This window comes from Pseudomonas sp. Yb2C2 (genome assembly GCF_052112325.1).
GTDB lineage: Bacteria > Pseudomonadota > Gammaproteobacteria > Pseudomonadales > Pseudomonadaceae > Aquipseudomonas > Aquipseudomonas marginalis.
This window is the reverse complement of sequence record NZ_JAVAJK010000016.1, coordinates 1-22,212: the sequence shown is the minus strand read 5'-3', so window position 1 is coordinate 22,212 and position 22,212 is coordinate 1. Positions and strand designations below refer to the sequence as shown.

Sequence of the window (22,212 nt, the reverse complement as noted above, 5' to 3'; positions counted from 1 at the left end):
AAACCTCATCAAACTCTTCAGGCGCATATCACTGCGGGTTGGCACGGATGCTGGAAAGCAACGATTTCAGGTTGGCAGCCTTGGGCTTGACCAGCCAGAAACGACGCAGGTAATCATCGAGGTTTTCGGCGAGGTTACGCCCCCATTCGCTGCCGGTCTCCTCGACGTACTCGTCCAGCACGTGCTGCAAGTGGTTCCGGTAGGATTCCATGGCTTCGCCGCTGATCCGCTGGATCTCGACCAACTCGTGGTTGACCTTGTCGACGAAGGTGTTGTCCTGGTCGAGCACGTAGGCGAAACCGCCGGTCATGCCCGAACCGAAGTTGTAACCGGTCTTGCCCAATACCGCGACAAAGCCCCCGGTCATGTACTCGCAGCAGTGATCGCCAGTGCCTTCGACCACGGTGTGGGCACCGGAGTTACGCACGGCGAAACGCTCACCGGCCGTACCGGCGGCGAACAGCTTGCCACCGGTGGCACCGTACAGGCAGGTGTTGCCGATGATGGCACTGTCCTGGGTCTTGTAGACGCTACCTTTGGGCGGAACGATGACCAGCTTGCCGCCGGTCATGCCCTTGCCTACGTAGTCGTTGGCGTCGCCTTCCAGGTACATGTGCAGGCCGCCGGCGTTCCAGACGCCGAAGCTCTGGCCCGCAGTGCCCTTGAAGCGGAAGGTGATTGGCGCTTTCGCCATGCCCTGGTTGCCATGCTTGCGTGCGATTTCGCCGGAGATGCGTGCGCCGATGGAACGGTCGCAGTTGCAGATATCCAGGGCGAATTCGCCACCACTGGCGTCGTTGATCGAGGAACCGGCCATTTCGACCATCTTCTCGGCCAGCAGGCCCTTGTCGAACGGCGGGTTGCGATCCACCTGGCAGAATTGTGGCTTGTCTGCCGGGATGTGATCGCTGCCCAACAACGGCGTCAGGTCCAGGTGCTGTTGCTTGGCGGTCTGGCCTTCGAGGATGTCCAGCAGATCGGTGCGCCCGATCAGCTCTTCCAGGGAACGTACGCCGAGCTTGGCCAGCCACTCACGGGTCTCTTCGGCGACGTAGGTGAAGAAGTTCACCACCATGTCGACGGTGCCGATGTAGTGATCCTTGCGCAGCTTTTCGTTCTGAGTGGCGACGCCGGTGGCGCAGTTGTTCAGGTGGCAGATGCGCAGGTATTTGCAGCCCAGGGCGATCATCGGCGCGGTGCCGAAACCGAAGCTCTCGGCGCCGAGGATGGCGGCCTTGATCACGTCGAGGCCGGTCTTCAGGCCGCCGTCGGTCTGCACCCGCACTTTGCCGCGCAGGTCGTTGCCGCGCAGGGTCTGGTGGGTTTCCGCCAGGCCGAGTTCCCACGGTGCGCCGGCGTACTTGATCGAGGTCAGCGGCGATGCGCCGGTGCCGCCGTCGTAGCCGGAGATGGTGATCAGGTCGGCATAGGCCTTGGCCACGCCGGCGGCGATGGTACCGACGCCCGCTTCTGCGACCAGTTTCACCGAGACCAGGGCCTGCGGATTGACTTGTTTCAGGTCGAAAATCAGCTGCGACAAGTCTTCAATCGAGTAGATGTCGTGGTGCGGCGGTGGCGAGATCAGGGTCACGCCCGGTACCGCATAACGCAGCTTGGCGATCAGGCCATTGACCTTGCCGCCCGGCAGTTGGCCGCCCTCACCGGGCTTGGCGCCCTGGGCCACCTTGATCTGCAGCACTTCGGCGTTGACCAGGTATTCCGGGGTCACACCGAAACGGCCAGTGGCAACCTGCTTGATTTTCGAGCTCTTGATGGTGCCGTAGCGCGCCGGGTCTTCACCGCCTTCACCGGAGTTGGAACGCGCGCCCAGGCGGTTCATGGCTTCGGCCAGGGCTTCGTGGGCCTCAGGCGACAAGGCGCCCAGGGAAATACCGGCAGAGTCGAAGCGCTTGAGGATCGATTCCAGCGGTTCGATTTCGCTGATGGCCAGCGGCGTATCCAGGGTCTTCACCTTGAACAGGTCGCGGATCATCGACACCGGGCGGTTATCCACCAACGCGGTGTATTCCTTGAACTTGGCGTAGTCGCCCTGCTGCACGGCGGCTTGCAGGGTACTCACCACGTCCGGGTTGTAGGCGTGGTATTCGCCACCGTGCACGAACTTGAGCAGGCCACCTTGCTGGATCGGCTTGCGCGCGCTCCAGGCTTCGGCGGCCAGGGCTTTCTGTTCTGCTTCGATGTCGACGAAACGCGCACCCTTGATGCGGCTCGGCACGCCACGGAAGCTCAGCTCGCAAACTTCTTCCGACAGGCCGATGGCTTCGAACAGCTGCGCGCCACGGTAGGAGGTGACGGTGGAGATGCCCATCTTCGACAGGATCTTCAGCAGGCCCTTGGTGATGCCCTTGCGGTAGTTCTTGAACACCTCGTAGAGGTCGCCCAGTACTTCACCGGTACGGATCAGGTCACCCAGCACTTCATAAGCGAGGAAAGGGTACACCGCCGAGGCGCCGAAGCCGATCAACACCGCAAAGTGGTGCGGGTCGCGGGCGGTGGCGGTTTCCACGAGGATGTTGGAGTCGCAGCGCAGGCCTTTTTCGGTCAGGCGGTGGTGCACCGCGCCGGTGGCCAGAGACGCGTGGATCGGCAATTTGCCTGGAGCGATATGACGGTCGGTCAGCACGATCTGGGTACGCCCGGCGCGCACGGCTTCTTCGGCCTGGTCGGCGACGTTGCGCACAGCGGCTTCAAGGCCGAGGCTCTCGTCGTAGTTCAGGTCGATGATCTGGCGGTCGAAACCCGGCCGCTCCAGGGTCATCAGCGAACGCCACTTGGCCGGGGAAACGACCGGCGAGCTGAGGATCACGCGGGAGGCGTGCTCAGGCGACTCCTGGAAGATGTTGCGCTCGGCACCGAGGCACACTTCCAGGGACATCACGATGGCTTCGCGCAGCGGGTCGATCGGTGGGTTGGTCACCTGGGCGAACTGCTGGCGGAAATAGTCATACGGCGTGCGCACGCGCTGGGACAGCACGGCCATCGGCGTGTCATCGCCCATGGAGCCGACCGCCTCGTAGCCCTGCTCGCCGAGCGGGCGCAGGACCTGGTCGCGCTCTTCGAACGTGACCTGGTACATCTTCATGTACTGCTTGAGCTGGTCGATGTCGTAGAACGCCGAACCGTGGTCGTTGTCTTCCATGGTCGCCTGGATGCGCAGGGCGTTCTTGCGCAGCCATTGCTTGTACGGGTGACGGGACTTCAAGCGGTTGTCGATGGCATCGGTGTCGAGGATCTGGCCGGTTTCGGTGTCCACGGCGAGGATCTGGCCAGGGCCTACACGGCCCTTGGCGATAACGTCTTGCGGCTTGTAGTTCCACACGCCGATTTCCGACGCCAGGGTGATGAAACCGTTGGTGGTCGTGACCCAGCGGGCCGGGCGCAGACCGTTACGGTCGAGCAGGCACACCGCGTAGCGACCGTCGGTCATGACCACGCCGGCCGGGCCGTCCCACGGCTCCATGTGCATCGAGTTGTACTCGTAGAATGCACGCAGATCCGGGTCCATGGTCTCGACGTTCTGCCACGCAGGCGGAATGATCATGCGCACGCCACGGAACAGGTCGATGCCGCCGGTGACCATCAGCTCGAGCATGTTGTCCATGCTGGAGGAGTCGGAGCCCACGCGGTTGACCAGTGGGCCGAGCTCTTCCAGGTCCATCAAATCGTTGGCGAACTTGGTGCGACGGGCCACGGCCCAGTTGCGGTTGCCGGTGATGGTGTTGATCTCGCCGTTGTGGGCGAGGAAGCGGAATGGCTGGGCCAGCGGCCATTTCGGCAGGGTGTTGGTGGAGAAGCGCTGGTGGAACACGCAAATGGCGGTTTGCAGGCGCTCATCGCTCAGGTCTGGATAGAAGGCGGTCAAGTCCGCCGGCATCATCAGGCCTTTATAAATGATGGTCTTGTGGGAAAAGCTGCAGATGTAGTGGTCGACATCGGCGGCGTTGGCCACGGACGAGCGACGACGGGAGGTGAACAGCTTGATCGCCATATCCTGGTCGCTCAGGCCGTCGCCTGCGATGAACACTTGTTCGATCTGCGGCAGGCGCTCCAGGGCCAGGCGGCCGAGCACGCTGGTGTCGATCGGCACTTTACGCCAGCCCACCAGCTGCAGGCCGGCAGCGATGATCTCGCGGTTCATGTTCTCGCGAGCGGCTTCGGCTTTGACCGGGTCCTGGTTGAAAAATACCATGCCCACGGCGTACTGCTTGGGCAGGTCGACCGCGAAATGCTCCTTGGCGACCGCGCGCAGGAACTGGTCGGGCTTTTGAATCAGCAAGCCGCAACCGTCACCGGTCTTGCCGTCGGCGTTGATCCCACCGCGGTGGGTCATGCAGGTCAGGGCCTCGATGGCCGTTTGCAAAAGGGTATGACTGGGCTCGCCCTGCATATGGGCTATCAGGCCGAAACCGCAGTTATCCTTGAATTCATCGGGTTGGTACAGACCTGCTTTCATAGACACTTTCTCACCAGGCTGCCTCTTATATCGAGGCAAATTTCTTTTCAATTCAACCGGTTACCTTCCACGCCGAACGTACGCCGGCTTAGCGGGGGCAAAAGGGAGGTCATTGTACACACCGACACAGACGCTCACAAATTTAGCGACGAAATGTCGCAAATCTATGTCGCATTTATGAAAGGTTTAAAGCGATATGCTGTGCTAGTCAAAACTTTTTTAATTCTGACCGCTACGACTCAAAAGCTACTGTAACGCAGACACCACAAAGCGCGCGGCCTGGAGGGGCTGCACGCCTTGCGATCTTTTTTGAGGTGCCGGGAGGGCGGCCTGGGTAAGGCCGCCGGATCTTCAGCGAGTTGCTGCCAGTTCTTGTTGAACGCTGGCGACAGTGCGAGGCCAAGGTTTACCAGCCTGAACCTTCGCTGGCAAGGCTTTGATGGCGGAATCAGCTGCGGCACGGCTTGGGAAACTGCCGTAGGTGATCACGTAGAGAGGCTTGCCGTTGAGCACTTTCTTGAAATAACGGTATTCGCCGCCCTGCTCTTTCACGAACGCCTGGGCGTTCGCTTCGGAGCTGGTGCCGAGGATCTGCACGACGAAGTTGCCGGTGGGCTGGCTGCTGTACCAACTGCTGCCGGCCTTGGCGACGGTGGCTGCCGGCTTTTCAGCCGGTTTGGCGGCTGGCGCCGGAGCCGGCTTCGCCACTGGCGCCGCGGGCTTGGCAGTGGCAACGGTCGGTGCCGGGGTCGGCTTGGCGGCTGGCGCCACAGGGGTCGCTGGCGTACCTGCGGGAACGCCCGCAGGTGGCGCAGTAGTGGTCACGGTCGGCGGTGTGGCGCTGGAGCCTTCCACCGGCACACCGTCGTCGCCTTCGGAGATACCACCGGCTTCTTCCGCGAGCGGGCCACGCATCACCGGCTGGCCCACCATCGGCAGGTTGGTCGGCTGACCGGAATTGGCGAACTCGACATTCGGCGTGGGCTTGCCCAGTGGCAACTGCGCCTGTTCGGTTGGCGCACCGGCGGTGGTCGGCGCCTTGCTGCGACCCGGAATCAACCAGGCGGCGGCAACAGCAACCACGACAACGGCGGAAATTGCCAATACGTGCTTCTTAGGCATAGTGAACCCCATCTTTGGACGCTTGACCGCAGAGCGGCTGGCAATCATGGCTTCGATCATGGCATCGCGGGCGACCTGGTTGATGGTGCCAGGCCAGCCGTCGGAGCTTTCGTGAATATCAGAGATCTGCGCAGCGGAGAAAAGTTCGATGCCCTGCCCTGCGCCTTCGAGGCGTTGAGCCAGGTATTCCCGGGTTTCGTCCTCTTCGTACGGTTGCAGTTCGATAACGTGGAACAGCTCCTGATCACCGCTGATCTGCTCCAGATCGGCGATCAACGACGATTCACCGAACAGGAACACATGGGGGCGACCTTCCGGCGTGCCCGCCGCCAGCGCCAACAGCGCTTCCAGGGCGGACTCGTCGAGCTGCTCGGCGTCATCCACCAGCAGGTAGACTTCCTGGCCGGTCAGACCCAGTTGCACCACCTGCTTGAGGATCGCATTCGGCTCGGCAGTGGCCACATCCAGCGCCTGGGCTACCTGACGCAGCACGCCCGCCGCATCACCGGCGCCACGGGCAGACACCACCACGCTCTGTACGGACTGTTTGTTGGTACTGGCCACCAGGGCCTGGCGCAGCAAGGTCTTGCCGCTGCCCAACGGGCCCGTGACAACCAGCAGCAACTGGCTGTAGCGCGCGAGATGGTGCAGTTGCCCCAGCACCGGCTTGCGCTGGGCCGGGAAAAATTTGAAACCAGGCACCCGTGGAGCAAAAGGGTCGTGGCTTAACTGGTAATGGCCGAGGAACGCCTCGTCGGCATGCAAACTAGTCATCGGGATCTTATTAACCTTTCAGCTGAGCCAGGGCGCGGTAATCCGCTCCCAGCGTGGCCTGTAAAATCTCTTTCGGATAATCGTCGGTCACTACCGCTTCGCCCATATGGCGCAACAGCACCAGTCGCAGGCGACCGTCGATCACTTTCTTGTCTATCGCCATATGTTCGAGGAAGTCCGCCTCAGTCATCTCTTCCGGCGGGATAACCGGCAAACCGGCACGCAGGAACAGGCGGATGCCGCGATCCCGCTCCTGGGCGCTGATCCAGCCCAGACGTTGCGACATTTCCAATGCCATCACTGTGCCAGCCGCTACGGCCTCCCCATGCAACCACACACCATAGCCCATGTGCGTTTCGATCGCATGGCCGAAGGTGTGGCCCAGGTTCAAGGTGGCCCGCACACCGGACTCCCGCTCGTCGGCATTCACCACCAGCGCCTTGGCGGCGCAGGAGCGGGAAATCGCCTCGGTGAGCGCAACCTGGTCGAGTGCGCGCAGGGCGTCCACATGTTCTTCCAGCCAGGCCAGGAAGGGTTCGTCGCAGATCAACCCGTACTTGATGACTTCCGCCAGGCCCGCCGACAGTTCCCGCGGTGGCAAGGTGTTGAGGGTCGCGGTGTCGATCAGCACGGCCTGGGGTTGGTAGAACGCGCCAACCATATTTTTGCCCAGGGGGTGGTTGATACCGGTCTTGCCGCCCACCGACGAATCGACCTGGGACAACAGGGTGGTCGGCACCTGGATAAAGTCCACGCCGCGCTGGTAGCAGGCCGCCGCAAAGCCGGCCATGTCGCCGATCACACCGCCGCCCAGGGCAATCACGGTGGTTCGGCGGTCATGGCGTGCGGTCAGCAGGCCATCAAAGATCAGTTGCAGGGTTTCCCAGTTCTTGTGGGCTTCGCCATCGGGCAGAATCACGGAGATCACTGAGTACGCCGCCAGGCTGCGGCTCAGACGCTCAAGATACAGCGGCGCGACCGTCTCGTTGGAGATGATTGCCACCTGCCGCCCGGCAATGTGCGGGGCCAGCAATTCGGGCTGGTCCAGCAGACCTTCGCCAATATGGATCGGGTAGCTGCGCTCGCCTAGATCGACCTTAAGTGTCTGCATGTGTCCCCGCGTTGAAGATGTATTGACGACCGGTAACGTCGAGATCTGACGCTGCTTGATGGCTCTACGCCACATCCCGCAGGGTGATAGCGCGCCGCCGAGAATAGCGCATTTCGGGCCTGGCTTTAACGGGGTGGCAGCCGTTGCAGGCGCTCGAGAATGTCGAGAACCACCATCCTAGGCGGCCGCTCATCGGTTTCCACCACCAGATCGGCGATTTCCCGATACAGCGGATCGCGCAGCGCGAGCAGGTCGCGCAAGGTTTTTTCCGGGTTCGCCGTGCGCAGCAAAGGACGATTGCGATCACGGGCGGTACGCCCCACCTGCTGCTCGACCGACGCATGCAGATAGACCACCCGACCACCGGCATGCAGCGCCCGCCGATTTTCATCGCGCATCACCGCGCCGCCGCCGGTGGCCAATACCACGCCATCGCAGCCGCACAGCTCGGCAATCATCGCCTGCTCGCGGTCGCGAAAACCCAGCTCGCCTTCCTTATCGAAGATCCATGGGATATTGGCACCCGTGCGCAATTCAATTTCCTTGTCGGAATCTTTGAATGGCAGGCGCAGCTCTTTGGCCAGCAATCGGCCGATGGTGCTTTTTCCAGCCCCCATCGGTCCTACAAGAATCAAATTTCGCACAGAATCAACGACTCACAGCAATCGCCTGGTTATTCATAATACGCGGAGTCAGGAATACCAGCAGCTCGGATTTTTTCTCCGCCAGCACATCGCGCCGGAAAAGGCGGCCAAGATACGGCACATCGCCCAAAAATGGCACTTTATCTACCACTTTGCTTTGGGTATTGGAGAAAACCCCGCCGATGACGATGGTCTCGCCATCCTTGACCAGCACCTTGGCATTCACCTCGTTTTTCTTGATCGGCGGTACGTCGTTGAGTTTGTTGAGATAGTCGGGCTCATCCTTGGTGACCTTGACCACCATGATCACATGGTCATCGGGGGTGATCTGCGGCGTGACCTCCAACGACAGGGACGCCTCCTTGAACGACACCGAGGTAGCACCTTGAGAGGTGGATTCCTGATAGGGAATTTCGGTGCCCTTCAGAATGCGCGCGGTTTCCTTGTCGGAAGTGACCACCTTGGGCTGCGAGACGATTTCGCCATTGCCGGTTTTCTCCATGGCGGTCAGTTCCAGGTCCAGCAGGAGGTTATCGGTGATAAAGGCGATGCCCAGGCCCGAGGTACCCGTGAGTGAACCCAGGTCGACAAATGGCGAGCCGGGCACGTTTTCCGGCGCCTGGGCACCGTCCGGCAAAGGCTTCTGGATCCCCCCGGCAGCCCAATTCCCGCGATTGAGCCGCCCACCCCAGCGCGCGCCCAGGCTTTTGTCGTAGTCGACATTGGCCTCGACAATACGCGCTTCGATCATCACCTGGCGCACCGGCACATCCAGTTGCGCCACGATCCGCCGCAACTCTTCCAGGCGCTCGCCGGTCTGGAAGGCAATGATGTTATTGGTGCGGTCATCCACTGCCACTGAACCACGCTCATCGGTCGTGCCTTCAAAGCCGCTCACCGACTGAAACAGCTTGGCCAGGTCTGCCGCCTTGGCGTGGTTGACTTGCAGTAGCTCACGGCGCAGCGGCGCCAGGTCAGCCATCTGCTTGCGCGATTCCAGCGCCAGCAGTTCCCGTGCAGCCAACTCCTCGGCCGGCGCCACCAGCAGGACACCAGCCTTTATCCGTTTATCCAAGCCTTTGGTTTGCAGCACCAGGTCCAGCGCCTGATCCCAGGGCACGCCTTTGAGCCGCAGGGTGATAGAGCCCTGTACGTCATCGCCGACCACCAGATTGAGGCCCGCCACGTCGGCGATTTGCTGCAAGGCAGCACGTAATCCGATGTCCTGGAAGTTGAGGTTCAGCTTTTCACCGCTATAGGCGCCCGAACCCGCGCTGCCGGGAGGCGGTAGCTGGATCAGGTCCACACGATTGGGCACAGCAGCAGCCATCGGTGCCGTGAACGCTATCCATAGCGCCACACCGAAGGACGAGAAAGTCCTTTTCATTGTTTGATTCCGTTATGAGTTGACGTTTAGCACGAGGGTCCGCGGACGCTCCAGCCATCCCCCCTGTTCATCGGGAAATAACTCGACCAGTTCGATATGGCCGTCATGAATCGCTGTAACTCGACCATGGTCCGGACCCAGATAGTCGCCGACTGCCAGGCGGTGCACGGTTGAGGCCTGGCGCAGCAAGGCGAAGGTCTGCGCCCCACGGGACAACGTGCCGACCATCTCGAACTGATCCACTGGGTGGCCTTCCAAGGCTTCCCGCGGGCGAGCGAGGTCCGGCGCAGCGGCCGTCCGCCCTGGCGCGCGGTCGACTTGCAGGGCAATGGGCTGGAACGGATCGCGAATACCAGAAGCACCGTATACAAAGGGTTGCCTTTGCATGACAGCCGCGTCCCGCTTGATGCCTTGTCGCTCATGCCAATAAGTCTTGGCCAGCAGATCAAGGTGCAGCAGTTTGCCGTCACGTCGCATGGCAATATCGTGCGCCGTGGCGATTCGCGAAAGGCCGCCCAGGGCACTCACAAACGTCGCCAGGTCGTGATAGGTACCGGTGGCGCCGATGCGAACGGGCTGTTCGTGATAGAACGGCCTAGACAGCTTATCCAGCGGAGTGACGCTCTCAATCACCAAACCGTTGGCCAGCGCCATCCTGGCGATGTCCTCAAGAAAGCCGGGCATTTCGGACTCTTCGGGCATTTGCTGCAAAAGCCTGCCGACCTTCTCCTGCATAAGCTGGACCTGGCGAGCCCGCTCTTCAAGATCGGCAGCCAGGACGGCCTTTTCCGCGAGTTGCTGCTGCAAGCCCACTTCCTGCACCTCGACCTCGCGCAAGCGCTCCCGCGACGGGCTGAGGTACACAAGGTCGCCCAACAGCATCACTACGCCGGCCAGCGCGCAGCCCAGCAAGATCCTGCCAGGTAAGGGCCATTTGGCAGCATTGTGAGTCAGCGCGGAAAATTCGAGCCAGGACCGGCTCATGGCTGGGCCTCGGAAGACTCTCCCTGGCCCACCATCAACTGGAATTCAGTGTTGCCGCGAGCGCCTTCGGTTCGTACATGCTGCAGGCGAGTGGCGTGAGCGCCTTCGGATGCCTCCAGGCGACGCATCAGTTGGGCAATATCCTGGCTGGATTCAGCACTGCCGCTGATACTCACCGTATCGCCTTTCGCCACGACCTCATGCAAATGCACACCGTCGGGCACCGCACGGGCCAACTGATCCAGCAGCTGTGCACCGGCGGAGCGATTATCGTGCAGGTCCTGCACGACTTTCATCCGCTCTGCCAGTTGCTGGCTTTGCACCTGGAGGTCATCAATGGTCTCGATACGCGAGTCCAGGACGCCGACGTCCTTGCGCACATGATCGTTTCGCGTCACCTGCCGGTCGATCGCGTGGTCGATCACCTGGTCCGCCAGCCACACCGTCGCGAGCGCCACACAGGCAAACGCCACCAGCAGTATCAGGAAATATTTACGCCGCCGCTCAACCAGCGCCTGGCGCCAAGGCAAAAGATTGATTCGTGTCATCCAGCGAAACTCCTCAGGGCCAACCCGCAAGCGACTCCCATCCCAGGGGCATCCACGATCCACTGGGCACCATCGACTCGATGACCCGGCGTGAAGCTGGCGAAATCCTGACGGCAAGCGCGCGCCAATGCAAACCCTTCGACATCCACCACCCTGGGCACCAGCCCCGCCAGGGCCAACACGGCTTCACGAACCTCGACGTGCTCCTTCAGACACGCCGCCAGCAACACCTCGACCTGCGCGGAATCCTGCGTCGACGGCCCCTGGACCTGAAAGTCCAGCGCCACCTCGTCCAGTGGGTAGGGAATGTATTGCTCTGCCTCCACCTGGATCCTCCGGGCCATTTCGTCGTCGCCAAGCCCCGCCTGCATTTCGATGACCCGTGTAATGACCGAAGGACCGGAAACGGCGACTGCCGCCTGCCTGGCTGACGTGCGCAGCCGGGAGAGCGCCATGTACAGCGCATGGCCTATGCCTTCCAGGTCCAGCCAGACGCCGTCGACTACCGCCTGGGCCGGCAGCGCCTGTGTGGCGTAGCCCTGCACGGTGTAACGGTTGGCTGAACAGCTCAGCTCTACCAACTTGATCCCTGCCTCATTGATGTCGACGCCAAGGACGGTGTCGACTTTGCGCCTGAAAAATCCCTTTCCCATAAAACTCCCCAAAGCTTTGCCTGTCTTAACGCCTGATTGCCGCCGGAAGCCCTGCATTCGGTCGACTTGTTGAGCCGGCGCGAATGACGCCCCAAGGCGAAAAATGCTTTAATGCCCAGCGTTTTTCCCCGCTTTTTATCTGCAGCTCGGGTCGATCCATCGTTTGCCATGCATGCCCCGACGCGTAACCCATTCTTTTCTCTGGAAATCCAAAAGCCTTGATCCGTCTGCTGAAGTTTTTCGGGTACTCCATTGTCGCGATCGTCTGCGGGCTGCTGCTCGTACTCAGCGGGGCCTACCTCTACCTTAGTCCGGGTTTACCCTCCGTAGAGGCCCTCAGAAGTATCCAGTTGCAGATTCCTTTGCGGGTCTACAGCAGCGATGAAAAGCTGATCGCGGAGTTCGGCGAAATGCGCCGCACACCGATCCGTTTTGCCGACATTCCACCTAATTTCATCAGCGCATTGCTGTCGGCCGAAGACGATAATTTTGCCAACCACTATGGCGTCGACCCCAGCAGCCTGGTGCGTGCGGCCACACAACTGGTAAAAAGCGGACACATTCAATCCGGCGGCAGCACCATCACCATGCAGGTGGCGAAGAACTTCTTCCTCACCAGCGAGCGCAGTTTTTCGCGCAAAGCCACTGAAATCCTGCTGGCATTGCAGATCGAACGTCAGCTGACCAAGGACGAGATCCTCGAGCTGTACGTCAACAAGATCTACCTGGGCAACCGTGCCTACGGGATCGAGGCGGCCTCGCAGGTCTACTACGGCAAGTCGATTCGTGACGCCAGCCTGGCGCAGATGGCCATGATTGCCGGCCTGCCCAAGGCCCCTTCGCGCTTCAACCCCCTGGCCAACCCGGCGCGCAGCAAAGAGCGCCGCGACTGGATCCTGGGGCGCATGTACAAGCTGGGCAAGATCGACCAGGCCGCCTATGAAAGTGCGGTGGCCGAGCCGTTGAACGCCAGCTACCACGTGCCGACGCCGGAGGTGAATGCCCCGTATATCGCTGAAATGGCGCGTGCGGAGATGGTCGGTCGTTACGGCAGCGAGGCCTACACCGAAGGCTTCCGCGTGACCACGACGGTTCCGAGCGACTTGCAGGACATCGCCAATGACTCCGTGCATTCCGGCCTGATCACCTACGACCAGCGCCACGGCTACCGAGGCCCTGAGTCGCGCCTGCCAGGCAAGACCCTGAGCGCCTGGACGGCCGAGCTGGGCAAACAGCGTGCGATCAGCGGCCTGGAACCGGCCATCGTCACCCAGGTGAAGAAAGATGGCGTGCAGGTACTGACCCGCACCGGCGAAGCCCACGTGGCCTGGGACAGCATGAAATGGGCACGCCCGTTCCTGAACACCAACAGCATGGGCCCGATGCCGAAGCAACCGTCGGATGTCGCGCAAGTGGGTGACCTGATCCGCGTGCAACGCCAGAAGGACGACAGCCTGAAATTCAGCCAGGTGCCGCTGGCCCAGGGCGCACTGGTATCGCTGGACCCGCAGAACGGTGCAATCCGCGCCCTGGTGGGTGGCTTCGCGTTCGAGCAGAGCAACTACAACCGGGCCACCCAGGCCAAGCGCCAGCCAGGCTCGAGCTTCAAGCCGTTCATCTACAGCGCCGCCCTGGATAACGGCTACACCGCCGCCAGCCTGGTCAACGATGCACCCATCGTGTTCGTCGACGAGTACCTGGACAAAGTCTGGCGCCCCAAGAACGACACCAACACCTTCCTCGGCCCGATCCGTATCCGCGAGGCGCTGTACAAGTCGCGCAACCTGGTGTCGATCCGCTTGCTTCAGGCGATGGGTGTAGGCAAGACCATCGACTACATCACGCGCTTTGGCTTCAACAAGTCGGACCTGCCGCCGAACCTGTCCCTGGCCTTGGGTACCGCGACCCTCACGCCGATGGAAATCGCCACTGGCTGGAGCACCTTTGCCAACGGCGGCTACAAGATCGCGCCGTACCTGATCGACAAGATCGAAAGCCGCAACGGCGACACCCTGTTCACCGCCAACCCACCACGTGTGCCGGGTGATGTGGTCAACGGCATCGCTGCGACGGATGGCCTGGCGGCGCCAGGCAATGGCGGCATCACCATCGAGCCGACCCCAGGAACCGCGCCAGCCACCACCCCCGCTGCAACCGAACCGCAGGCACCCGCCGTGGCCGAGCGCATTGTGGATGGCCGTACCACCTATATCCTCAACAGCATCCTCGAAGACGTAATCAAGAAGGGTACCGGCCGTCGCGCCCTGGCCTTGGGCCGCGCAGATATCGCGGGCAAGACTGGTACCACCAACGAATCCAAGGACGCCTGGTTCTCCGGCTATAACGCCGACTACGTGACCACCGTGTGGACCGGCTACGACCAGCCGGAAAGCCTTGGCCGCCGCGAGTTCGGCGGCACCGTCGCGCTGCCGATCTGGATGAGCTACATGGGCGCCGCCCTGAAAGACAAGCCGCTGCACACCCAACCGGAGCCGGAAGGCATCCTCAGCCTGCGGATCGACCCGATCAGTGGCCGTGCGGCCTCGCCGAGCACGCCGAATGCGTACTTCGAACTGTTCAAGAGCGAAGACACGCCGCCGTCGGTCAATGAGCTGGGCAACGGCATCGTACCGGGCAGCCCGCTGCCGGCGGATGAGGCGGCGCCGATCGATCTCTTTTAGAGAGCGGCAAGCTGTCAGCTACAAGCGGCAAGTTAAGAACTGCGATGTGCCGCTCTTGAACTTGCCGCTTGCAGCTTGAAACTTCCCCATAAAAAAACCCGGCGTTCTGAGCCGGGTTTTTTTATGGGTCTACGGCTTAGCCGTTGAACACATCATCCACGCTTTGCAGCGGGTAGTTTTTCGGATACGGCAGGGTGGCCACACCGGTCTCGATCGCGGCCTTGGCCACGGCATCGGAGATCAGGGTGATCAGGCGCTTATCCATTGGTTTCGGGATGATGTACTCACGACCGAATTCCAGCTTGGCGCCACCGTAGGCGTCGCACACATCCTGAGGCACCGGCAGCTTGGCCAGTTCACGCAGGGCGTTGGCGGCAGCCACTTTCATCTCTTCGTTGATGCGCTTGGCGCGAACGTCCAGGGCACCACGGAAGATGAACGGGAAGCCCAATACGTTGTTGACCTGGTTCGGGTAGTCCGAACGACCGGTGGCCATGATCACGTCGTCGCGGGTGGCGTGGGCCAGTTCCGGGGCGATTTCCGGATCAGGGTTGGAGCAGGCGAACACGATCGGGTTGGCCGCCATGGACTTCAGGCCTTCAGCGCTCAGCAGGTTCGGGCCGGACAGGCCGACGAACACGTCGGCACCGTTCAGGGCGTCAGCCAGGGTACGCTTGGAGGACGGGTGGGCAAACATCGCCTTGTACTGGTTCAGGTCGGTACGCTCGGACTGGATCACGCCCTTGCTGTCGACCATATAGATGTTTTCCAGCTTGGCGCCCATGCTGACGATCAGCTTCATGCAGGAGATGGCCGCAGCGCCGGCGCCCAGGCAGACGATCTTGGCGTCAGCCAGGGTCTTGCCGGCGATTTCCAGGGCGTTGATCATGCCGGCCGCGGTGACGATCGCGGTGCCGTGCTGGTCATCGTGGAATACCGGAATGTCGCACTGCTCGATCAGGGCCTTTTCGATCTCGAAGCACTCAGGTGCCTTGATGTCTTCCAGGTTGATGCCACCGAAGGTGATGGAGATGCGCTTGACCGTGTCGATGAAAGCCTGCGGGCTCTCGGAATCGACTTCGATATCGAAAACGTCGATGCCGGCGAAGCGCTTGAACAGCACGCCCTTACCTTCCATGACTGGCTTGGAGGCCAGTGGGCCGAGGTTACCCAGGCCGAGAATCGCGGTGCCATCGGAAATCACTGCAACCAGGTTGCCTTTGCCGGTGTACTTGTACGCCAGTTCGGGGTCGCGGGCGATTTCACGTACGGGCTCGGCCACGCCAGGGCTGTAGGCCAGCGAAAGGTCGCGGGCGGTGGCGGTGGCTTTGGTGAGCTCTACACTCAGCTTTCCTGGACGAGGATGGGCATGATATTCGAGAGCGGCAGTTTTCAAATCAGACATATCGGCATTCCGCTTTTACTGTTGGTCGACGGACCGCCGAGGATACTCGTGTCGTAAAGTCCCTACAAGACTGGGCAGTCACAGGTGTCAAGGGCCCTGCACTAAGACTTTCGGCCAAGAGCCACGGGATACAAGGGCTCAACTGTTCACAATCGACTTAAAAAATGTCTACAATTTTTTCTCAGTGCGTCGATTTGAGCATGCTTGGATCGGTCAACGGCAGAAGCCAGCGCGCCTGACCTTTTTTCAGCCCGCCACGTCGCGAGCGATCCTGTACCCAGCCCCGCGCCTCAACAGTGCGGCCTTGCAGACCATTGAGCCCGACAGCGTCGAATTGACTGACCAGAGCAGGCGAGACACGTAATACCAATGATCCCTGCATTTCAATCCAGATACCGCCGCGATTGCGCTTTACCTGGCTGACCCGGCCACTGACCACGGCAAACCCGGAGCGCTTGAGCTGCGCCACAGACTGTACCGGCGATTGGCGCCACAGGCCCAGGCGCGCGCTACGGGCGCTGTTTTCAGCCGCCTGCTGACAGGCGACGAGATCGACATTCGACGCCACGCCAACCTGGAACCCCAGGCCCTCGGCCAACAGTTGCGCCTCCAGGTTCTCGCCGTCGGCACCATAGAGGTGGGCCAGGGTGCGACCGTAATGATCCTTGCGCTCACGCCCCGGCACCAGGCCGACACGACCACCGCTGGCACCCACCAATGCCTGCAGGCGTTGACGCGCGGCGACCGCGAAAGGCTCGTCGGCGCGCCCCTTCTTGCCTGTTTCCGGGGCATTGATACCGATCATCCGCACACTGCGGCCATCCTTGAGGCGCACCGTGTCGCCATCCACCACCCGCTGCACTTCCACGCGGGCCAGGGCCGTCGGCGCCGGGCAGAATACCTCGGCCTGCACGGCCGTCACCCAAATTACAGGCACAAAAAAGGCGCCCGCAAGGGACGCCTTTTTCAACAGCTGGCAAAAGCCCATAAGGCTTTTGAGCCTTACTCTGCTGGAGTAGCAGCAGGCTTCTTGCCGAAAGCACCAAAGCGATCTGCGAAGCGCTGTACACGGCCGCCGGTGTCCAGAGTTTTCTGCTTACCGGTGTAGAACGGGTGGCACTCGTTGCATACGTCAGTACCCAGTGGCTTGCACAGGTTCGAGCGAGTTTCGAACTTGTTGCCGCAGCTGCAGGTCACTTCGATGGTTTCGTACGCTGGATGGATATCGGCTTTCATGGTGACTTCCTCGGGCTAGCGTGCCGCCACTCGACACTATTGTCGAATACCGCACGTAATTAGGCCGCGGATTCTACCAGACCTTTTTAAACGCGCAAGCGGCGACACCCATCGCGTGTCAACATAAAAGCACCTTTCATCAGAAAACTGGCGGCTACCCCAAGCCTCCCCCGGTCTGCTAGGCTCCCGCCCCTGCGCCACCGCCTGCCTTTATAGATGAGACCTCTCGCGTGCCCGACGCCATTTTGCGCCTAGCCCTGCCCTCGCCCCTGCGCCGCCTGTTCGACTACCGGGCCCCGGCCGGTGTGCTGCGTGCGCAGTTGCAGCCGGGCATGCGCGTGCGCGTGCCGTTTGGCCGTCGAGAGATGATCGGCATCCTGGTGGAAGTCGCCGACCACAGTGAAGTGCCGGCCGAGAAGCTCAAGCCGGCCATCGCCATGCTCGATGCCACGCCGCCGTTGCCGCCCGCGCTGTTCAAGCTGTGCCTGTGGACCGCCCAGTATTACCAGCACAGCCTCGGTGACACGTTGAGCTGGGCACTGCCGGTGCTGTTGCGCCAGGGTGAACTGGCCGAAACGCGCCAGGAACGCTTCTGGTCGACGGTGCCCGGCGCACGCCTCGACGACCCACGCATCGCCCGCGCCCCGCGCCAGCGTGAAGCTCTGGCAACCCTGGCCCAGCACCCCCATGGCGTCGCCCATCAGCTATTGAGCAAGCTGATGCTGAGCAAGGACAGCCTCGACCTGTTGCTGGCCAAGGGCTTGGTGCAGGTGGAAATCCGCAGGCACGCCCCCGACCCGCGCCACGAACACTGGCTGGCCCAGCCCGAACTGCCGCTGAACCCTGAACAACGCGCCGCCTATGAAGCGATTCGCGCAGGTTTCGACAGCTTCCATGCGTTCCTGCTGGCGGGCGTCACCGGCAGCGGCAAGACCGAAGTCTATTTGCAGCTGATCCGCGAAACCCTGCAGGCCGGCAAACAGGCACTGGTGCTGATCCCCGAGATCAACCTGGGCCCGCAGACCCTGGCGCGCTTCGAACAGCGTTTCAATGCGCGCATCGCCCTGGTGCACTCGGCGGTCAATGACCGTGAGCGCCTGGAGTCGTGGCTGGCGGCGCGGGATGGCGAAGCCGACATTATTATCGGCACCCGCTCGGCGCTGTTCACGCCGATGAAAAACCCCGGGCTGATCATCATCGACGAGGAACACGACGGCTCCTATAAGCAACAGGAAGGCCTGCGCTACCACGCCCGCGACCTGGCGCTGGTGCGCGCACGCCAGGAAGACATCCCGATTGTGCTGGGCTCGGCCACACCCTCCCTGGAAAGCCTGCACAATGCCTATACCGGTCGTTACGGGCTGCTGCGCCTGAACGAGCGCGCCGGCGGCGCCAAGCAACCCCGTTTCCTGCGCCTGGACGTAAAAAGCCGGCCGCTGGACAGCGGCATTTCCGGGCCGATGCAACAAGCCATCGGCCAGACCCTGGCGGCCGGCCAGCAGGTCTTGGTGTTTCTCAACCGCCGAGGCTTTGCACCGACGCTGCTGTGCCATGACTGCGGCTGGATGTCCGAGTGCGAGCGTTGCGATGCGCGCATGACCGTGCACCAGCGCCATGGCGAACTACGTTGCCACCATTGCGGCCATGTGGAACGTGTACCGCGCCATTGCCCGCAGTGCGGCAAGGTCGACCTGCGCCCGGTGGGTGCAGGCACCGAGCGCGCCGAGGAGCGCCTGGGGATTCTGTTCCCGGACTACCCGGTTTTGCGGGTCGACCGCGACAGCACCTCGCGCAAGGACGCGATGAACCAACTGTTCGCCACCATCCAGAAGGGCCAGCCGTGCATCCTCGTGGGTACACAGATGCTCGCCAAAGGGCACCACTTCCCACGGGTGACCCTGGTGTCGATCCTGGATGCCGACGGCGGCCTGTTCTCCGGCGACTTCCGCGCCAGCGAGCGCATGGCGCAGTTGATCGTGCAGGTCGCCGGCCGCGCCGGGCGTGCCGAAGAGCCGGGCAAGGTGATTATCCAGACCCACCTGGCCGACCATCCGCTGCTGATTCAACTGACCGAACAAGGCTACTTTGCCTTCGCCGAACAGGCGCTGAGCGAACGTCGCTCCGCCGGCCTGCCGCCCTTTGCGCACCTGGCGCTGTTGCGCGCCGAAGCCCATAAACCAGGGCAGGCCGAGGGTTTTCTGGATGAAGCCTGCAGCGCCGCCGAACGCTTGCTCGGCGAGCTGGGGCTGAGCGGCATCGAACTGCTCGGACCGGTACCCGCGCCCATGGAGCGTCGTGCCGGGCGTTATCGTGCCCAGCTACTCTTGCAGGCCACGTCCCGCGCACCGCTGCATCGGCTATTAAGTAGCTGGTTACTTGCGCTGGAGCAAATGCCCAGTGGCCGCCAGGTGCGATGGTCGGTGGATGTAGACCCGGTAGATTTGTATTAAGCCTGGCCATAGGTCCTGCGAAGGTTGGCAAGCCCGCCCTCGCCACGGATAATGCCCAGTTTTTCCACCTGCGCATCGCGCGCCGCCGCTTGCGGTCGAAAGAGAACACCATGAAAGACACCATTCGCCAGCTGATCCAACAAGCCCTCACCCAACTCGTCAACGAAGGTGTGTTGCCTGAAGGCCTGACGCCGGCGATCCAGGTGGAAAACACCCGCGACAAGACCCACGGCGACTTCGCCAGCAACATCGCGATGATGCTGTCCAAGCCGGCCGGCATGAAACCGCGCGACCTGGCGGAAAAAATCATCGCCGCGCTGCCTGCCGACGAGAGCGTTACCAAGGCCGAAATCGCCGGCCCGGGCTTTATCAACTTCTTCCAGAACACCCAGGCCCTGGCTTCACGCCTGGATGCGGCACTGGCCGACGCCAGGATCGGCGTACGCAAGGCCGGCCCGGCTCAGCGCGTGGCCATCGACCTGTCGGCACCCAACCTGGCCAAGGAGATGCATGTCGGTCACCTGCGCTCAACCATCATCGGCGACGGCGTGGCCCGGGTACTGGAGTTTCTCGGCGACACCGTGATCCGCCAGAACCACGTGGGCGACTGGGGCACCCAGTTCGGCATGCTGATGGCCTACCTGCAGGAAAACCCGATCACCAGCGACGATCTGTCGGACCTGGAGAACTTCTACCGCGCCGCCAAGAAGCGTTTCGACGAATCCGAAGAGTTCGCCGACCGCGCGCGCGGCCTGGTGGTCAAGCTGCAAGCCGGCGACAAGGAATGCCTGGAACTGTGGGGCCGCTTCCGCGAGATCTCGCTGTCCCACTGCCAGGAAATCTACGAACTGCTCAACGTCAAGCTGACCATGGCCGATGTAATGGGCGAAAGCGCCTACAACGACGACCTGATCAACGTGGTCAACGACCTCAAGGCCAAGGGCCTGTTGGTGGAGAGCAACGGCGCGCAGTGCGTGTTCCTCGAAGAATTCAAGACTGCCGACGGCGAGCCGCTGCCGGTGATCATCGTCAAGGCCGATGGCGGCTACCTCTACGCCACCACCGACCTCGCGGCCGTGCGCTACCGTAGTGGCGTGCTCAAGGCCGACCGTGCGCTGTATTTCGTCGACCAGCGCCAGGCCCTGCACTTCCAACAGGTGTTCGAAGTGGCACGTCGCGCCGGTTTCGTCACCCATCCGATGCACATGGAGCACATGGGCTTCGGCACCATGAACGGCGCCGATGGCCGCCCATTCAAGACCCGCGACGGCGGCACCGTCAAGCTGATCGACCTGCTCAACGAAGCCCAGGACCGCGCCTACAACCTGGTGAAGGAAAAGAACCCGGAGTTGGCGGAGGCCGACCTGCGCAATATTGCCCGCGTGGTGGGTATTGGCGCGGTGAAATACGCCGACCTGTCCAAGCACCGCACCAGCGACTACAGCTTCAACTTCGAACTGATGCTCAACTTCGAGGGCAACACCGCGCCGTACCTGCTGTACGCCTACACCCGCGTGGCCGGTGTGTTCCGAAAGCTGGGCAAGGACTTCAGCGAAGTCGAAGGCCGGATCGTGCTGGACGCGCCCCATGAACAGGAGCTGGCCGCCAAGCTCGCGCAGTTCGGCGAAGTGCTGAACAGCGTCGGCGAGAAAGGCACGCCGCATATCCTGTGCACCTACCTGTACGAAGTCGCCGGGTTGTTCTCCAGCTTCTACGAGAACTGCCCGATCCTCACCGCCGACGACGAAGCCCAGAAGCAAAGTCGCCTGCGCCTCGCCGCACTGGCTGGACGGACCCTCAAGCAAGGCCTGGAACTGTTGGGCCTGGAAACTCTGGAGCGTATGTAAGTTGGCTGCCAAGAAAAAACCTGCACCCAAGCGCGGCGCCAGCCGCTACCAGGCCCCGGCGAAGAAGCCGATCCCGGGTTGGTTGTGGATGGCGATCGGCCTTACGGTCGGCGCGTTCATTGTGTTCCTGATGAAGCTGGACCCAGGCCAGGGCGATGACGTCAAACGGGTCAAGCAGGAACAGCAGAAGGCCACGAAAATGGCTGAAGCCAACAAGACTGCGCCGAGCCCGACGGCACCGGTAAAGCCGAAGTACGATTTCTATACGCTGCTGCCGGAATCGGAAGTCATCGTGCCGCCTGACGCCGTGCCGGAGAAAACCCTGCCGACGCCGCAAGTGCCGACCACCCCGGTAACCCCTGCGGAAGCGGCGAAAATCGACACGGCGCGGGCCCAGGCGGCGTTGGCCGGGATTACTCCGCCGCCAGCACCACCGGTTGCCGAAACCAAGGCCGCGCCGGTGACCAAGTTCTTCCTGCAGGCGGGCTCGTTCCCGAAGCAGGCGGATGCGGATCGCGTGCGTGCGCAGATCATTCTGCTGGGCCAGACGGTGACGGTGGAGTCCGGCACGGTGAAGGACGCAACCTGGTATCGCGTGCTGGTGGGGCCGTTCAGCAACCGCGAACAGCTGACCGTGGCGCAGAAGCAATTGGCCGGCGCCGGGTTTAGCAACCTGTTGTTACAACAGCGCCAGAGCCGCTGATTCAAACTCAACACCGATCAAAATGTGGGAGGGGGCTTGCCCCCGATAGCGGTGTATCAGTCACCGAAAATATTGACTGATCTACCGCCATCGGGAGCAAGCCCCCTCCCACATTTGGTTTTGCAGCGCCCTGAAATGTGTGTCAGACCGATAAACACCACTCGTCCGCCTTAAACCCCCACGGTTGAAATCC

At 62.0% G+C, this 22,212-nt stretch carries 14 protein-coding genes and 1 pseudogene; 4 read left to right on the top strand and 11 right to left on the bottom strand.

Going from position 1 to position 22,212, the window contains the following annotated elements; all coding sequences use genetic code 11:
* Positions 1-28: 28 nt before the first annotated feature.
* The 8 genes and pseudogenes from gltB to pilM form a co-directional block, all read right to left on the bottom strand.
* On the bottom strand, positions 29-4,474 hold the full coding sequence (gltB, locus tag Q8X51_RS21505) for a glutamate synthase large subunit (RefSeq protein ID WP_065946654.1): 4,446 nt from the start codon (positions 4,472-4,474) through the stop codon (positions 29-31).
* 351 nt (positions 4,475-4,825) lie between these two features.
* Positions 4,826-6,370: an SPOR domain-containing protein gene (locus Q8X51_RS21500; RefSeq protein ID WP_027605003.1), complete on the bottom strand. Its 1,545-nt coding sequence runs from the start codon at positions 6,368-6,370 to the stop codon at positions 4,826-4,828.
* A 10-nt stretch (positions 6,371-6,380) separates the two neighbouring features.
* Positions 6,381-7,481: a 3-dehydroquinate synthase gene (gene aroB, locus Q8X51_RS21495; protein WP_407693557.1), complete on the bottom strand. Its 1,101-nt coding sequence runs from the start codon at positions 7,479-7,481 to the stop codon at positions 6,381-6,383.
* A 125-nt stretch (positions 7,482-7,606) separates the two neighbouring features.
* A complete protein-coding gene (aroK, locus tag Q8X51_RS21490; protein ID WP_003171222.1) occupies positions 7,607-8,125 on the bottom strand; it encodes a shikimate kinase AroK in 519 nt (172 codons plus the stop codon).
* 4 nt (positions 8,126-8,129) lie between these two features.
* Positions 8,130-9,386, bottom strand: a pseudogene (locus Q8X51_RS21485) (type IV pilus secretin PilQ); the annotation flags it as partial.
* A gap of 138 nt (positions 9,387-9,524) precedes the next feature.
* Positions 9,525-10,496 carry a pilus assembly protein PilP gene (locus Q8X51_RS21480; RefSeq protein WP_065925711.1) on the bottom strand — a complete coding sequence of 324 codons (972 nt, stop codon included), beginning with the start codon at positions 10,494-10,496 and terminating at the stop codon, positions 9,525-9,527.
* The gene (locus tag Q8X51_RS21475; protein WP_407693556.1) at positions 10,493-11,044 is read right to left on the bottom strand and encodes a PilN domain-containing protein; all 552 of its coding nucleotides are present in this window, start codon (positions 11,042-11,044) and stop codon (positions 10,493-10,495) included. The genes Q8X51_RS21480 and Q8X51_RS21475 overlap by 4 nt, the downstream gene beginning before the upstream one ends.
* Entirely contained in the window at positions 11,041-11,697 is a 657-nt protein-coding gene (pilM, locus tag Q8X51_RS21470) for a type IV pilus biogenesis protein PilM (protein ID WP_065925845.1), read from the bottom strand. Before pilM ends, Q8X51_RS21475 begins: the two co-directional genes overlap by 4 nt.
* 221 nt (positions 11,698-11,918) lie before the next feature.
* Between pilM and Q8X51_RS21465 the strand changes: the two genes are divergently transcribed.
* Positions 11,919-14,378 carry a penicillin-binding protein 1A gene (locus tag Q8X51_RS21465; protein WP_370671260.1) on the top strand — a complete coding sequence of 820 codons (2,460 nt, stop codon included), beginning with the start codon at positions 11,919-11,921 and terminating at the stop codon, positions 14,376-14,378.
* Between the two features lie 136 nt (positions 14,379-14,514).
* On the opposite strand, the gene Q8X51_RS21460 is transcribed toward Q8X51_RS21465, so the two are convergent.
* From Q8X51_RS21460 to rpmE, 3 genes are all read right to left on the bottom strand, one after another.
* A complete protein-coding gene (locus tag Q8X51_RS21460) occupies positions 14,515-15,783 on the bottom strand; it encodes a malic enzyme-like NAD(P)-binding protein (protein ID WP_027605010.1) in 1,269 nt (422 codons plus the stop codon).
* Positions 15,784-15,964: 181 nt separating this feature from the next.
* Positions 15,965-16,771: a thermonuclease family protein gene (locus tag Q8X51_RS21455; RefSeq protein WP_407693555.1), complete on the bottom strand. Its 807-nt coding sequence runs from the start codon at positions 16,769-16,771 to the stop codon at positions 15,965-15,967.
* A gap of 14 nt (positions 16,772-16,785) precedes the next feature.
* Complete coding sequence (gene rpmE / locus Q8X51_RS21450; RefSeq protein ID WP_005784030.1) at positions 16,786-17,019, bottom strand: 50S ribosomal protein L31; 234 nt, start codon at positions 17,017-17,019, stop codon at positions 16,786-16,788.
* A 230-nt stretch (positions 17,020-17,249) separates the two neighbouring features.
* Here rpmE and Q8X51_RS21445 point away from each other — a divergent pair, with 230 nt between their 5' ends.
* The 3 genes from Q8X51_RS21445 (at position 17,250) to Q8X51_RS21435 (ending at position 22,019) form a co-directional block, all read left to right on the top strand.
* Positions 17,250-19,469: a primosomal protein N' gene (locus Q8X51_RS21445; RefSeq protein ID WP_407693554.1), complete on the top strand. Its 2,220-nt coding sequence runs from the start codon at positions 17,250-17,252 to the stop codon at positions 19,467-19,469.
* Between the two features lie 110 nt (positions 19,470-19,579).
* Positions 19,580-21,316, top strand: a complete 1,737-nt coding sequence (gene argS / locus Q8X51_RS21440) for an arginine--tRNA ligase (protein ID WP_407693553.1) — start codon at positions 19,580-19,582, stop codon at positions 21,314-21,316.
* 1 nt (position 21,317) lies between these two features.
* On the top strand, positions 21,318-22,019 hold the full coding sequence (locus Q8X51_RS21435) for an SPOR domain-containing protein (protein ID WP_027605014.1): 702 nt from the start codon (positions 21,318-21,320) through the stop codon (positions 22,017-22,019).
* Positions 22,020-22,212 lie beyond the last annotated feature (193 nt).

Bases quoted from the DNA above. Each gene is read 5' to 3' on its own strand.
- gltB (WP_065946654.1), bottom strand. From the start codon at position 4,474: ATGAAAGCAGGTCTGTACCAACCCGATGAATTCAAGGATAACTGCGGT.
- Q8X51_RS21500 (WP_027605003.1), bottom strand. From the start codon at position 6,370: ATGACTAGTTTGCATGCCGACGAGGCGTTCCTCGGCCATTACCAGTTA.
- aroB (WP_407693557.1), bottom strand. From the start codon at position 7,481: ATGCAGACACTTAAGGTCGATCTAGGCGAGCGCAGCTACCCGATCCAT.
- Q8X51_RS21480 (WP_065925711.1), bottom strand. From the start codon at position 10,496: ATGAGCCGGTCCTGGCTCGAATTTTCCGCGCTGACTCACAATGCTGCC.
- Q8X51_RS21475 (WP_407693556.1), bottom strand. From the start codon at position 11,044: ATGACACGAATCAATCTTTTGCCTTGGCGCCAGGCGCTGGTTGAGCGG.
- pilM (WP_065925845.1), bottom strand. From the start codon at position 11,697: ATGGGAAAGGGATTTTTCAGGCGCAAAGTCGACACCGTCCTTGGCGTC.
- Q8X51_RS21460 (WP_027605010.1), bottom strand. From the start codon at position 15,783: ATGTCTGATTTGAAAACTGCCGCTCTCGAATATCATGCCCATCCTCGT.
- Q8X51_RS21455 (WP_407693555.1), bottom strand. From the start codon at position 16,771: ATGGGCTTTTGCCAGCTGTTGAAAAAGGCGTCCCTTGCGGGCGCCTTT.
- rpmE (WP_005784030.1), bottom strand. From the start codon at position 17,019: ATGAAAGCCGATATCCATCCAGCGTACGAAACCATCGAAGTGACCTGC.
- argS (WP_407693553.1), top strand. From the start codon at position 19,580: ATGAAAGACACCATTCGCCAGCTGATCCAACAAGCCCTCACCCAACTC.